The organism is Rhodoferax saidenbachensis, assembly GCF_001955715.1.
GTDB lineage: Bacteria > Pseudomonadota > Gammaproteobacteria > Burkholderiales > Burkholderiaceae_C > Allorhodoferax > Allorhodoferax saidenbachensis.
In genome coordinates this window covers 4,020,988-4,034,117 of sequence record NZ_CP019239.1, presented here as the reverse complement: position 1 = coordinate 4,034,117, position 13,130 = coordinate 4,020,988, and the positions used below count along the sequence as shown (strand labels likewise).

Annotated in this window: 12 protein-coding genes; all 12 read left to right on the top strand. The window is 55.9% G+C overall.

Translation table 11 applies throughout. From position 1 onward, the window contains the following. Window positions 1–5: 5 nt before the first annotated feature. The 12 genes from tssH to RS694_RS19045 are packed head-to-tail and all read left to right on the top strand — an operon-like array spanning window position 6 to window position 13,123. Entirely contained in the window at window positions 6–2,708 is a 2,703-nt protein-coding gene (gene tssH / locus RS694_RS19100) for a type VI secretion system ATPase TssH (RefSeq protein WP_029706675.1), read from the top strand. 6 nt (window positions 2,709–2,714) lie between these two features. Continuing rightward, entirely contained in the window at window positions 2,715–4,658 is a 1,944-nt protein-coding gene (locus tag RS694_RS19095) for a type VI secretion system Vgr family protein (protein ID WP_029706674.1), read from the top strand. 1 nt (window position 4,659) lies between these two features. Then, window positions 4,660–5,403: a toxin-antitoxin system YwqK family antitoxin gene (locus tag RS694_RS19090; RefSeq protein WP_051391758.1), complete on the top strand. Its 744-nt coding sequence runs from the start codon at window positions 4,660–4,662 to the stop codon at window positions 5,401–5,403. Window positions 5,404–5,405: 2 nt separating this feature from the next. Continuing rightward, on the top strand, window positions 5,406–5,792 hold the full coding sequence (locus RS694_RS19085) for a DUF4280 domain-containing protein (RefSeq protein ID WP_029706671.1): 387 nt from the start codon (window positions 5,406–5,408) through the stop codon (window positions 5,790–5,792). Between the two features lie 17 nt (window positions 5,793–5,809). Further along, on the top strand, window positions 5,810–6,040 hold the full coding sequence (locus tag RS694_RS19080; protein ID WP_029706670.1) for a hypothetical protein: 231 nt from the start codon (window positions 5,810–5,812) through the stop codon (window positions 6,038–6,040). A 44-nt stretch (window positions 6,041–6,084) separates the two neighbouring features. Next, complete coding sequence (locus RS694_RS19075; RefSeq protein ID WP_081708569.1) at window positions 6,085–6,990, top strand: ABC transporter substrate-binding protein; 906 nt, start codon at window positions 6,085–6,087, stop codon at window positions 6,988–6,990. A 20-nt stretch (window positions 6,991–7,010) separates the two neighbouring features. After that, complete coding sequence (locus RS694_RS19070; RefSeq protein WP_420805924.1) at window positions 7,011–8,288, top strand: dicarboxylate/amino acid:cation symporter; 1,278 nt, start codon at window positions 7,011–7,013, stop codon at window positions 8,286–8,288. A 12-nt stretch (window positions 8,289–8,300) separates the two neighbouring features. Continuing rightward, the gene (gene cuyB / locus RS694_RS19065; RefSeq protein WP_029706667.1) at window positions 8,301–9,017 is read left to right on the top strand and encodes a cysteate racemase; all 717 of its coding nucleotides are present in this window, start codon (window positions 8,301–8,303) and stop codon (window positions 9,015–9,017) included. Further along, window positions 9,005–10,492 (top strand): dicarboxylate/amino acid:cation symporter, encoded by a 1,488-nt coding sequence (locus RS694_RS19060; protein ID WP_051391757.1) that lies wholly within the window; start codon window positions 9,005–9,007, stop codon window positions 10,490–10,492. Before cuyB ends, RS694_RS19060 begins: the two co-directional genes overlap by 13 nt. Beyond that, window positions 10,489–10,998: a hypothetical protein gene (locus RS694_RS19055; RefSeq protein ID WP_051391756.1), complete on the top strand. Its 510-nt coding sequence runs from the start codon at window positions 10,489–10,491 to the stop codon at window positions 10,996–10,998. The genes RS694_RS19060 and RS694_RS19055 overlap by 4 nt, the downstream gene beginning before the upstream one ends. A gap of 13 nt (window positions 10,999–11,011) precedes the next feature. After that, entirely contained in the window at window positions 11,012–12,340 is a 1,329-nt protein-coding gene (tssK, locus tag RS694_RS19050) for a type VI secretion system baseplate subunit TssK (protein WP_029706664.1), read from the top strand. A gap of 24 nt (window positions 12,341–12,364) precedes the next feature. Next, on the top strand, window positions 12,365–13,123 hold the full coding sequence (locus tag RS694_RS19045) for a DotU family type IV/VI secretion system protein (protein WP_029706663.1): 759 nt from the start codon (window positions 12,365–12,367) through the stop codon (window positions 13,121–13,123). Window positions 13,124–13,130: the final 7 nt, after the last annotated feature.

Below are 13,130 nucleotides of genomic sequence, written 5' to 3'. Positions count from 1 at the left end.
ATTCCATGGACATTGATATTCGCACACTGCTGGGCAAGTTGAATCCGGAATGCAAGCGCTTGCTTGAGCGTGCCGCCGAGCTGTGCGTGCAGCAGACACATTACAACGTTGATATTGAGCACTTTTTGTTCAAACTCATCGAAACGGATGCGCCCGACATTCATTTGGTGTTTGCGCAGTACGACATCAAGGCTGATGCCATATTGCGGCAGCTGCAAAGTGCAATGGATGGATTCAAGCGGGGCAACGGGCGCACACCTGCACTTTCACCCCAATTGGCACCTCTATTGCAAGAAGCCTGGTTGTTGAGTTCGATGCTTTTGGGTCAACAACAAGTCAGGTCTGGCACATTGTTGTTGGCTGCGCTGGACGTTGATAGTCTGCGTGGTGTACTCCTTGAGTCGGCCCCTGGGCTGTTGCAAATCCCAAGGGAAAACCTGCGTACTAATTTTGGCGCATTGCTGCGGGACTCTACAGAGAACGCGGGTGGGAGCGGAGGTGTTGTGAAGCCTGAGCCGGTGAGCGCGGGAGCAAACACAACCGAAGCGCCAAAACACCAAATGCCAAGCATGAGACGTTCAGGTGGTACCTCGCCATCGTTGGACCTCTATACGGTGGACTTGACCGCGCTGGCGCGTGCTGGGCGAATGGATCCTGTGCAAGGCCGAGATGATGAAATCCGCCAAATTATGGATGTGCTCTTGCGACGACGCCAGAACAATCCCATTCTGACGGGCGAGGCTGGCGTGGGCAAGACTGCGGTGGTGGAAGGATTTGCGCTGCGTATTGCGCAGGGATCGGTACCGCCTTCGTTGCAAAACGTGGCTGTGCGATCGCTGGACCTGGCCTTGCTGCAGGCAGGCGCAGGCATCAAGGGAGAGTTCGAAAACCGGTTGAAGTCAGTCATCGCGGAAGTCAAGGCATCTGCGCAGCCCGTCATTTTGTTTATCGATGAGGCCCACCAATTGATTGGGGCTGGAGGCGCAGAGGGGCAGGGTGACGCGGCCAACATCTTGAAACCCGCATTGGCCCGTGGTGAACTGCGAACTATCGCAGCAACAACCTGGTCCGAATACAAAAAGTACATTGAGCGCGACCCCGCACTCGCACGGCGATTCCAGGTCGTGAAGGTGGATGAGCCCGACGAAGATACGGCGGTTGACATGTTGCGCGGAATTGTTGCGACGCTGGAAACGCACCATGGCGTGGAGATCAACGACGCGGCGGTGCGCGATGCCGTCAAACTCTCACACCGCTACATCACCGGACGCCAATTGCCCGACAAGGCCATCAGTGTCCTGGATACTGCCTGCGCCAGGGTGGCTATTAGCCAAAACGGTGTTCCACCGGAACTGGAGGCTTTGGAGCGCAAGATCTCCAACGCAGACCATCAGCTGCGTGCCTACGCCAGAGAAATGGCCACGGGCACCGACCACAGCGCTGCACACGCGGCGCTGTCAGAGGACAAGGTTCTCTGGACGCAAAAGAAAGAGCGCCTGGGCGAACAACTGGCAGAAGAGAAGCTCGCCGTTGCAGAGATTCTGGCATTGCGCCGCCGCATTCGTGGAATGACTCCTGCCCTGGACTCTGACAAGGAGGACGGTGCCGAGTGGATGTCGACGGGCCTCGCACGTCTTGAAAAAGGATTGGAAGCGATCCGCAATGACGAGCCCTTGGTCTCGGTATGTGTTGACTCTGCCGCAGTTGCTTCCGTCATTTCGGGCTGGACCGGAATACCGATTGGAAAAATGCTGGCGGACGAATTGCACGCGGTGCTTAACCTGAAAGACAGTCTGGCGAAGCGGGTAGTTGGTCAGGACCAGGCGCTGGAGGCCATATCGCGGCGGGTACGTACCTCACGTGCGGATCTGGATAGCCCCGAGAAACCCGTCGGTGTATTCATGCTGGTCGGTCCTAGCGGCGTGGGCAAGACAGAGACCGCTTTCGCACTTGCAGATGCGCTCTATGGAGGCGAGCGCAATATGGTCACGGTGAATATGTCGGAATTCCAGGAGGCGCACACCGTATCCAGTCTGAAGGGGGCGCCTCCCGGTTATGTTGGGTTTGGCAAGGGCGGTGTACTCACCGAAGCCGTTCGTCGCAGACCTTACAGCGTTGTGCTGTTGGATGAGATGGAGAAGGCCCATCCCGATGTACTGGAGTTGTTCTTTCAGGTGTTTGACAAAGGCACCATGGAAGACGGGGAAGGCGTAACGATTGATTTCAAAAACACATTGATATTGCTGACTTCCAACGCAGCACAGAGTGTGATTACAGATGCATGTGCGGGTGCCGTCAGGCCACCCATGCAGACATTGATCGATGCGTTGCGGCCTGAACTTCTGAAGCAATTTTCTCCCGCGTTTCTGGGGCGTTTGACCGTCGTGCCTTACTACCCGCTCAAAGATGCGCAGATACGCGCCATTGTCAAACTCAAGCTTGAGAAACTGGCCCAGCGGTTCGCCCGCAATCACAATGCAACGCTGAGTTGGGATGGCGCTGTGGAAGACACGGTTACCGCACGATGTACGGAGGTCGACAGTGGCGCGCGGAATGTTGATCACATTCTGGCCGATGCGCTTTTGCCTGAGCTGTCACGGCTGGTGTTGGAGCGCATTGCGATTGCGGATGCCTTTAGCACGGTGCGTATCCAGATGGATGCGCGTAAAGCATTCGAATTCACATTTGGTTCTGAGGCGCAGGGCTAGCCAAAAATGCGTGAAGGATTCAAGCAAACCAACTCTCCTTTGAGCGTAACGACACCATTCGGTGCCGATGTGCTGTTGCTGGATACCTTTCAGGGGGTTGAGGCGATTTCCGCGCCATTCAAATTTGCGTTGTCCATGCGTTCTTCCGATGCTGGACTGAATCCGGCCACCATCATTGGTGCAACGGTTACGGTAAAAATGGCCGTTGCCAAAGGTCCTGAGCGCTATTTCAACGGCATCGTGTCGCGATTCATGTATGCCGGGGGTGACAGTGCGTTTGCGCTCTATACGGCTGAGTTGGTGCCTACATTGTGGTTGTTGACCTTGAGCCGGGACCGGGTGATCTATCAGAACAAGACGGCTGCCGACATCATCAAGGCTGTCCTGGGTGATTTTGGTGTGGTGTTCGAGGCGAAGCTGTCCGGCACTTATGGCTCCCGCGAGTACTGTGTCCAGTACGACGAAACAGCCTTTGATTTCATTTCCAGGCTGATGGAAGAGGAAGGTATCTTCTACTTCTTCAGTTTCAAGAATGGCAGCCACACCATGGTTCTCGCGGATGCGGCGAGTGCCTATATCGTTTGCCCGAATGCCAAAGAGTTAAAGTATTTTCCCGACCAGAGCGGACGTCGCAGAATGGACGTGGTAAACCGGCTTGATTACGAAAACCGGTTGGTCACGCAAAAATTCGAATACAGTGATTTCAACTACCTTAAGCCCACAACACCCTTGCTAACCGAAGTAGCTGGCGCCAAGGGAAAAGGCAAGTTTTTTGAATTTCCGGGTAAGCACGCGGTGACGGCGGATGGCACGCAGCGCGCCACGGTGCGTTCCGAAGCGAGTCAGCACCAGGAAGCGGTTTGTCGGGGCACAAGTTATTGCTACCCACTGATGGTGGGAACCAAGTTCAACCTGGTAGACCACCCGAGAGCCGCGCTCAACACCGCGCTCGTGTTGCAGACAGTGACGCACTGGGCCAGTCAAAGCCAATACAGCAACGCCTTTGTGGCCTTTGCCGCGACGCTGCCGTTTCGCCCCCCTCGCCAGACGCCGTTGCCAAGGGCGGCCGGAAGCCAGACCGCCATGGTCGTTGGACCTTCGGGGGAAGAAATCTGGACAGATGCACACGGTCGAATCAAGATTCAATTTCATTGGGACCGGGTCGGGGTGACAGACGAAAACAGTTCGTGCTGGGTGCGTGTTTCGCAGTCCTGGGCAGGCAAGGCGTGGGGCAATCTTTTTCTTCCACGCATCGGTCACGAAGTGGTGGTCAGTTTTGTAGATGGTGACCCGGACCGGCCGATTGTCACCGGCAGTGTTTACAACGCGGAGAACAAGCCCCCGGTAGATCTGCCTTCCATGCAGACCCAAAGCACGATGAAGTCCCGCTCTTCGAAAGAAGGCACTGCGGGCAACGAGATGCGCATGGAAGACAAGAAGGATGCGGAGGAGTTCTACTTTCATGCGCAGAAAGACATGAAAGTGGAGATCGAAAACAACCTCGACACTGTCTTGCACAAAGGCGCTGAAACACACACCCTGGAGAAGGGCGATCGCACGATTGATGTCCAGACTGGAAAGGAAATCCACAACGTCAAGGGGACACGCGCCTTGACAGTGACGGGCAACGAGACGCACACCAACAAGGCGGATTTCAGCCAGGCGGTGACCGGTAATTTTGAACTCAAGGTGAAGGGGAACCTTGTGATTGATGTGACGGGATCGATTTCGTTCAAAGCAGGAACCACCGTAGCAACAGAGGCAGGCACGTCGCTCACCAACAAAGCGGGCACCGAACTGACCAACCAGGCGGGCACGGGATTAAAAAACAAGGCAGGCACCACCCTGGACAACGAAGGGGCCATGGTGAACAGCAAGGCGTCCGCCACGCAAACGGTGGATGGTGGCGGCATGCTCACGCTCAAGGGCGGGCTGGTGAAGATCAACTGATATGGCGCAATCCCTCCCAACGCCCATGACCAGCCCCGGCGATGCGCAAGGCATCAATGCCGGAGGCGCTGTCACGGGTATTTCTGAGCAACGGGGGGCGGATGGTGCGCTGAAGCAGCAGGCGACTTTGCAGGACGGAAAGTTGCATGGGGCGTTTTCTGCATTTGGCGCGGAGGGCGTAACCACCGTGCAAGCCGATTACGTGCAAGGTGATCTGGAGGGTGTCTTGACGTTGCGTGACGAGGACGGTCGTTTGCAGCAAGTGGCGAACTACCAGGGGGGCGTTCAGGAGGGGCTCACGCAGATTTATACGGATGGGCGCTTGCTGATGGAGCAAAGTTACCAAGCCGGCAAGATGCATGGCCCATGCACAGCCTATTCGGTTGCCGGAGATGTCTCCATGACGCAGTTTTACGTGAATGGACTGCTCGAAGGGGAGGTGGTGTCCATGTACGAAGGGCGTGTTGTCCGCAGGGCGCATTTTCGGGCCGGTCGGCAGGAGGGAGAGGCGATTGACTATGGCCGTGAGGGGAAACCGCTACAGAAGGCGCTGTACAAGGACGATTTACTGGATGGACCTTTGACGCGGTACTGGCCTGATGGCACCATGCTGGAGTCCCAAAATTACAAGGCGGGACGGCCTGTCTCGGCGCTAAGGCGCTTTGATCAAAACGGCGATGAGATATCGACGGCAAGTGCAAAACCAGGCCTTATGCAAAGGCTTGAACAAATCGTGAAAGGCTGAGCATGGGAATTCAGGTGGCGGCGGGCGCAAATCTACAGTGTAGTTTTGGTGTGGCACCCAGCGCTCTGTCGGTTTTGCCGGCCAACAAGGTAATGACCGGGGCACCGGCCGCCAATATCATGGACAACAAGCCCATGGTCAATATTCCTCCCTTTGGAATGTGCAATTGCCCCGCGAATCCCATGGTGGCGGCAGCGACGGCAGCGGCCCTTGGTGTACTGACGCCCATGCCTTGTATTCCCGTTACAGTGGCGCCTTGGGCGCCAGGAGCTCCGACAGTGATGGTGGGTGGCATGCCCAGTTTGCAGAACTCTTCCAAGCTGATGTGCAATTGGGGCGGAGTTATCCAGATCCTGATGCCGGGGCAAATGACCGTGATGGTCCCGTAGAGCAAGAGTAACTATTTATGCAGTACACATTTACCTTTACGCCGCGCATGGTCATGCTCGCGGGCGTTTGTCTGGCGGCGCTGTGCGTGTTGCTGTTCGTCGCCGGAGTCTCTATCGGCCAGAAGATGGCGGGTGAATCCATCGATCTCAACGTGAAAAATATTCCCAAAAAACTACCTGCCGTAAAAGCGCCAAAGCTGCCTGATCCGGCGACGCTCGTGGCTCCACTTGTTCCCAACACTCCCTGACAGACTGCGCTATGTGTAACGTTCAACCATTCAAGAAAATCAGCATGCCATCCATTGCCGCGCGATGGGTGGTCTCAATGTCCCTGGGGCTCCTTATGGGCGTAGAGGTCATGGCAGCGTCGCCGGCGCCAGTCGTTGCCCCGCCACCCCCGGTGGCAGAAGCTCCAAAGGCGGCTGTTACGTCGTCGGTGTTGGTAAAGGTTGCAGATGGACGATTTCTGGCGCCGGATATTGCGCGCATCGTGAATCGCGGTGAATTGGTAGTGGCAATGCGTAGTGTTGATAGTCCTCCATTTTTCTATACGAAGAATGGTGAGCTCGTCGGGCTGGAGGTCGATCTGGCGAAGGCAATTGCCAAGGAGTTGAAAGTTACGGTGCGTTTTGACCGCAGTGCCCCAAGTTTCAATGAAGTGGTTGACGTCATCGTGCGTCAGGAAGCGGATTTGGGCATTAGCAAACTCTCACGCACCTTGGCGAGAGCGCAGGCCATCAGTTTTTCGGACCCCTATTTACGGTTGAACCATGCGTTTATTTTGAATCGCGTGAAATTCGCGAGCTTGGCCCGTGATCGGTCCTTGCCTACAGTGATTCGAGGTTTCACCGGCTCCATAGGCGTCATTGCCAAGTCTTCTTTTGCCGATTACGCCGTCAAAAACTTCCCCACTGCGGAAATCCGGGAGTTTCCTAGTTGGCAGGACGTACTGTCCGCCGTGGAGAAAGGTCAGGTTGTGGCGGCATACCGGGATGAATTCGAAGTCAAGAGCATTCTCAAAAGTGATCCAACCATGTCATTGAACCTGCGGACGGTGACTTTCCGGGATCTGGAAGATACCCTGGGGATAGCAGTTGGAATCCAGGACACGACATTGCTGGCTTTCGTCAATCAATTCCTGGCAGAGGGCTCCGTAAAACTCACCATTGACAAGGTCCTCAAGGCCGTAGACCACTAAGCGACGAACGGAAATACATAATGTTGGATCACAAGAAGGTTTACGCGTTTGCACTGAACCCCTGGGTTGTAGTTGCCATGTTGGGTGGCGGGTTTGCACTGGGTTTGTACCAGCCTGAGGCATCGCTTCGGCTAGGGTTTGTGGGCGATGTCTACGTAGACATGCTCAAGATGATCGCCTTGCCATTCATGGTGTCGGCGGTCATTTTTAGTTTGCAGCGCTTATTTCGCGAGGGAGGCGCTGGAGGGTTATTGGCGCGTGTCGGCATCGTTTTTGTCGTGTTCTCGATCGCAGTAGCGGCTCTGGGTGCCGCAACCCTGATGGTTATGCGACCCGGTGAAAACCTTTCGAACGAGACCAAGCAAACCTTCGGGAAAATCGTCGGGAATGATTTGAACTCCAGTGACACGGTCATGAGCTTGCAGGGGGTGGATCCGCCGACAAAGTCGGTCACCTTTGCAGAGGTGCTGGTCAGTATCGTGCCATCCAACATATTTGCTTCCCTTGCGAGCGGGGAGACACTGAAGGCACTGGTGTTTGCACTTTTATTTGGTCTTGCGGTCGGACAGGTGCCGGCCCGTATCTCCGACGGGCTGACACAATCGCTCGAAACCATTTACCACGCCTGTCAAACACTGATGCGATGGTTGAACTATCCCTTGCCCATTATCCTGTTGTGCATGAGCGCGTCGCAGATGGCAAAAACGGGTATAGGCCCGTTACAGGCCATGGCACAGTTTGTCATAGCTTTCTGTGTTGCATCGTTGATCGCATTGGTCTTGGCAACCCTGATCATCTGGAAGCGATCCAACGCCAGCTTGGGGCAAACCTTGAGTGCCCTACGCGGGCCATTCGCCCTGGCCCTGGCTACACGTAGCAGTGCAACGTGTATGCCCATCATGATTGAAGGACTGGTGGATCGTCTGGGGTTTGCCCGTTCCAGGGTGGAGCTTCTGGTCCCCTTGAGCGTGTCCCTGCTGCGCATAGGCCCGGTCATCTACTACGTGGCAGCTACCATGTTTATTGCCCAGCTTTACGGGCGCGATTTGGGGCCGACAGAAATCGCTGTGGTGATGTCTTCTTCCATTCTTGCGGGATTTGCATCAGCGGGCATGACCGGTTTGCTTACCGTGTCGCTGGTGGGATTGACCAGCAGTTACCTGGGCTTGCCTTTTGAGGCCGCGTTTATTCTGTTCCTCGCTGTCGATCCACTGTGTGACATGCTGCGTACCCTGGTTCTTGTGATTGGCAATAGTGCAGCAGTGTCTATTGTCTGTGCACGACCTTTGCGTATATAGGAGCCCTGAACCATGTCACGCATTGGGGTGTTCGGAGGAATGGGGCCATCTGCCACGGTGGACTTCATGGACAAGGTGATCAAGCTGACGAACGCGTCACGCGATCAAGAGCATATCCCTATGCTGGTGGCCAGCTTGCCGCATATCCATGACCGGTCCAGCGCAATTTTGGGAACAGGGCGCGATCCACTGCCGCAACTACTGGCTGGCATCGAAGTGCTGAATCATGCGGGTGTGGGTGTCATCGCCATACCTTGCAATTCATCGCATCACTGGTATGACGCGATGACTCGCCACAGTGCAGTCCCCATCCTGCATATTGGCAAGACGTGTGTGGCGGCCATCCAGCCTTCCTCTGCGTCCAAGGTGGGTATTTTTGCGACGCGCGGCGCTCTGTTGTCCGGGTTTTATCAACGTGAGTTGCACGACAAGGGAATTGATTTCCTGATTCCGGCTCCGGATGGCGCGCAGCTTGAAGTGGACCAGTGTATTCGGGCCATTAAGGCCGGACAGCTAGAGGCCGGCGGTGCCCACTTGGGTCGAGCCTGTAAGGACATGGTCGCCCAAGGCGCCACAGCGCTGATCATGGGTTGCACAGAGATACCCATTGCCAGTCGGTACGCAGACTTATCGGGACTGCAATTGATTGACAGCTCGTTGGAATTGGCCCGTGCCAGTGTTGAATTCGCGATGGAACGCGGGTGGAATAGGCCGGGATGGGATTCTTGAAGGCATTTGCTGCAAGCCCCATAGCGATACTGCTTTGCCTGCTGGCCGGTGGCTTCGTCGGTTGGTCCGTGCCTTCTGCCAGTGCCCCCCTGTTGGTGCTGGGACAGGTCTATTTGTCACTGGTCAATTTGGTGTCAATTCCCCTCATGGTTGTTGCCACGTTTTTCGGTTTGCGCCAGGTACTTGCATTGCCATCGCCTGCGTGGCGGAGCTTCTTCATTGTTGCCCTGGCTATCGGCTTGGTTGTTGCCGGTGCGCTTGCCGGCACCGCATATGGTGTGGTCACGGGGCCAGGGCAACACATCTCCCCCGATGAGCGGGCCTATTTGGGTTCGGTTGTTCAAGGCGCGGATGGACAGGCGGGCAATGTCGAGCTCAGTTTGTATGGCCCCATGGATGCGCCCTCCTCTGGCTTGCAAAATCTGTGGTCGACGTCCCTGCCTGACAATTTCTTCCGGGCCCTGGCGATGGGCCAGTCATTGGGGATTTTGACTTGCGCGATTCTTTTTGGACTCGCGTTTGCATCCATGCCAAAGGCGGCGAATGGAGCACTGATGGGCATTTTCGATGCCATTTACAGAACCTTTGAGGTGATCATTTCAAGGGTCAACCTGTTTATCCCGCTGCTGGCTTTTGGTATAGCTGCAGATTTTGCCGCCCGTGCAGAGCCGCAAACCTTGCACGCCATGAGTTCTTTCCTCACGTCCTTCATCGGCTTGGCGCTGTTGCTGTCCTTGTTGGCAATATGCGTGGTGTGGAAGAGCTCGGGGGGCACCTTGTCCCATGTTGTGCGAAGCCTTAAAACCCCGGCATTGATCAGCCTGACATCCGCCAGTTCAACGGCAAGCATTCCTGACACCATTCGTGCCATGAGCGCAACCATGGGATATAGCCGAGGTATTGTGGAGTTGGTCGTTCCTGCCGCTTCCATTTTTGTGCGCACGGGCTCGGCGGTGTATTTCGCATTGCTTGCAGTTTTTGTGGCCAATATTTACGGCCATGATTTGGCGACATCCGATCTGGCCGTGATATGTCTGGGCGCAACCATAGCGGCCTTCGTTTCGTCCGGGAGCAACAGCATTGTGGCCGTTGGCTCGGGGAGCATTGTGCTATCCATGTTGAACCTGCCAGTCGAAGCGGCGTTGGCGCTTTTCCTGGCAGTGGATTTGATCTGTGAGGGCCCCCGCAATCTGTTATCCATGCTGTGCGGTTGTGTTCTGATCGTGCTGGTCTGCCGGGGACTCCCCTCTGAGCGCGTCGCCCCCGCCCCAGAGGATGAGGCTGGACCGCGCCCTGTGCAGCTGGTATTTACCAAGCTCAGTGCACTGGCCGCACTCCTTATTTTTGTGATCTTGGCGGCGCTGGTGACCATAGCCGGTATCGGCGTGGGGCAGCGCATGGGCCTCGGCCCGCCCCTAGGGAACACGCTTGTGTTATCAAGGGGGGCTGTGATAGATAATTCGGCATATACATGACCAATACATTTTTCAAGTACTGTTTTCTTTTCTTTGTGTTGGTCAATTTGACCGCATGTGGTGTTTTGGACTTCATCGTTCCAAAGGCGATGATGGACTTCGTGTCTCCCAAAGGGAACAAACTGGCGTGGAGCGGCATATCCATTCGTGCCGCTAGCGATGCCAATTTGAATAGCCCTGTAGCGCTGGACATTGTGATGTTGAAAGACGAGGCGTCGCTCAACATGGTTTCCGGGCTTTCAGCGGCCAAGTGGTTTGCAACCCGTGCCGAGTTGGCAAAAACCTTTCCCCAGAGCCTGACCTATCGCAGTATTGAAGTGACACCGGGTCAAACCTTGCGCCTGCCAGCCAGCGAGTTTGGCTCTGTCAGGGTGACCGCTGCGATGATTTTTGCAGACTATTTAACACCCGGTGAGCACCGGGTCCGTGTGGACCAGATGCAGGGAGATGTGCTGGTTCAATTGGGGGCGCAAGCGTTTACTGTCGTTCCGCAGGCAGCCAATTAAACAAGGTGATTTCATGCAGAACCTGACACCACCAACCGCGAGAATCCAGTGGCACGAAGGCATGCTGCTGTCGCCACAGCATTTTCAGCAGGAGTCAGCGCGGGTGGACGCTCTGGTTGCCTGGCAGACCCAACAAAGTGCTCCTTTTTCCTGGGGCGTGCGGCGATTCAAAATGGATGCAGCCTTGCTGGCCGCCAACAAGTTCCGGGTAAGTTTGCTTGAAGCGACACTGCCAGATGGGACGCCTCTTGTCTATTCCGCTGAGCAGGCGGCCCACGGGCCACTGGAGCTGGATCTAGCGCCCCATACACAAGCGATGGAAAACGCCTCGCTCGATATCTACCTGGTCATGCCAGTTTCCAGCAGCATGCGCGCAAGTGGTGTTCCATCACGCTTTCGCTCGGTTGCCACCAGTCCGGTGGAAGATGAGGTTTCGGAGGCCATGCCCGCGGATGTTCCCAGGCTGTATCCCAACCTTTCGTTGATGGCGGGTGGGCCGCCGTCTGGTTTGTACACCTCCTTGCGCTTGGGGGCGGTCTACAAAGATAACGAAGTTGTCAAACTGGCAGAAACGCTTCCCCCCTTGTTGGTGATGCCCAAGGATGATGCCCTGTGGGAGCGCTTGTCGGCTTTTGTTGTGCAATTGCGGGGCAAAGCGGCGTTTGTGGCTAAACAAACAGCGGTGCCATCGTCTCGCACCGAGGATAGATTGGCCTATCTGGAGCAACGCGAGCGGTTGCGCAACCTCATGACCGGATTGCCTCAAATTGAGGCTGTCATGCGCACCCCCAATTTGCATCCTTACAGTTTGTTTGTTTCCCTGTGTACTTTACTGGGGCCGCTCAGTATGTTGCGCCCCGGCGCCTTGCCTGTGGTTCCTCCGGAGTATGAACACGGTAACCCCCTTGCCACCCTGAGCCCTGTGTTGGACGCCCTGGAGGCGTCGTTAGACGAAATCAGCCAAGACTACCGGGAAATCAAGTTTGAGTACCGGCACGGTGCATTTGAAATTGTGTTGCAAAGCGATTGGTTGTCCGCCCAACTCATTGTGGGTTTGCGTGGGCAGCCTGAGCGGGAGTTGAATGCCTGGATGGGGGGCGCCATCGTGGGATCACAGTCGGCCTATGCGTCATTGCGTGAACGGCGCGTGCTTGGGGCGGAGCGTGAGTCTATCGACTCGGCCCAGGAGTTGGGTGTCCGGGCGAGCTCCGGCTATACCTTGTTCTCCATCAAGGCGGATGCCGCCCTGACCTTGGCCAACGAAGCTTTGGTGATCAGCAATTCTGCCGAGAGTGCATCTGCACAGCGTCCGCAGGAAATGGTGTTGTTCGTCAAAGGCTGACGCATTTACAGGAGCATCTTTCGCATGGCACGTCCACCCCAAGAAACCCAGGAAGATGACCACTTGATCATGCAATTCAGGGCATTCTTTGAAGAAGTGTCCAAAGCGCAGATGCGTGCCATTGAAACCAGAGAGTCCAATCCGGACGCCGCGGCCAAGCTGGTCAGCAAGAACTTGGTGCAATTGATTGAATTGCAGACCCTGGAGTCCAAACGCGAAGGCAGTCGATTCGAGTTGCAGAGCATTGCTGATGCCCGTTATTTGAAGGCGGCTTTGGCGGATGAGATCCTGTTGCATACGCCGTGGATCGGTCGAGATTGCTGGACTGAGCATCTGCTGGAGGGGGCACTGTTTCGCACCAGCGTTGCCGGAGACAAAATCTTTGAAAAGATTGAAGAAATGCTCTCGAATCGGGAACCCTCTGTGCGACCGATTGCCGCACTTTACCTTTCTGCCTTGGCGCTGGGGTTCCAGGGCAAATACCGAGGGGCGGCAGGAGAAGGTCGGTTTGCAGGCTATCGGGCGGAGTTGTTCCAGTTCGTGTACCAGCGACCTGCCGATTTGTCCGGGCGGGATCGGGTGTTGTCGGAGCGTGCGTATGCCAGCACGCTGTCCCATCTGGCGCCACGCAAAATGCAGACCTTGAGCAAATGGTCTGTCATGTTTCTGATAGGACTGGCGGCGCTAATCGCTATCTCCGAGATTCTCTGGCTCTGGCAAACCTGGCCAGTGCAACAAGCGCTGCAAGGCAATGCAGTGGCAGGACAGGAGACCCCAAAATGAACTGCAC

Coding starts and splice junctions, on each gene's coding strand:
- RS694_RS19075 (WP_081708569.1), top strand. CDS start 6,085: ATGCCATCCATTGCCGCGCGATGGGTGGTCTCAATGTCCCTGGGGCTC.
- RS694_RS19095 (WP_029706674.1), top strand. CDS start 2,715: ATGCGTGAAGGATTCAAGCAAACCAACTCTCCTTTGAGCGTAACGACA.
- tssH (WP_029706675.1), top strand. CDS start 6: ATGGACATTGATATTCGCACACTGCTGGGCAAGTTGAATCCGGAATGC.
- tssK (WP_029706664.1), top strand. CDS start 11,012: ATGCAGAACCTGACACCACCAACCGCGAGAATCCAGTGGCACGAAGGC.
- RS694_RS19045 (WP_029706663.1), top strand. CDS start 12,365: ATGGCACGTCCACCCCAAGAAACCCAGGAAGATGACCACTTGATCATG.
- RS694_RS19090 (WP_051391758.1), top strand. CDS start 4,660: ATGGCGCAATCCCTCCCAACGCCCATGACCAGCCCCGGCGATGCGCAA.
- RS694_RS19085 (WP_029706671.1), top strand. CDS start 5,406: ATGGGAATTCAGGTGGCGGCGGGCGCAAATCTACAGTGTAGTTTTGGT.
- RS694_RS19080 (WP_029706670.1), top strand. CDS start 5,810: ATGCAGTACACATTTACCTTTACGCCGCGCATGGTCATGCTCGCGGGC.
- RS694_RS19060 (WP_051391757.1), top strand. CDS start 9,005: ATGGGATTCTTGAAGGCATTTGCTGCAAGCCCCATAGCGATACTGCTT.
- RS694_RS19070 (WP_420805924.1), top strand. CDS start 7,011: ATGTTGGATCACAAGAAGGTTTACGCGTTTGCACTGAACCCCTGGGTT.
- RS694_RS19055 (WP_051391756.1), top strand. CDS start 10,489: ATGACCAATACATTTTTCAAGTACTGTTTTCTTTTCTTTGTGTTGGTC.
- cuyB (WP_029706667.1), top strand. CDS start 8,301: ATGTCACGCATTGGGGTGTTCGGAGGAATGGGGCCATCTGCCACGGTG.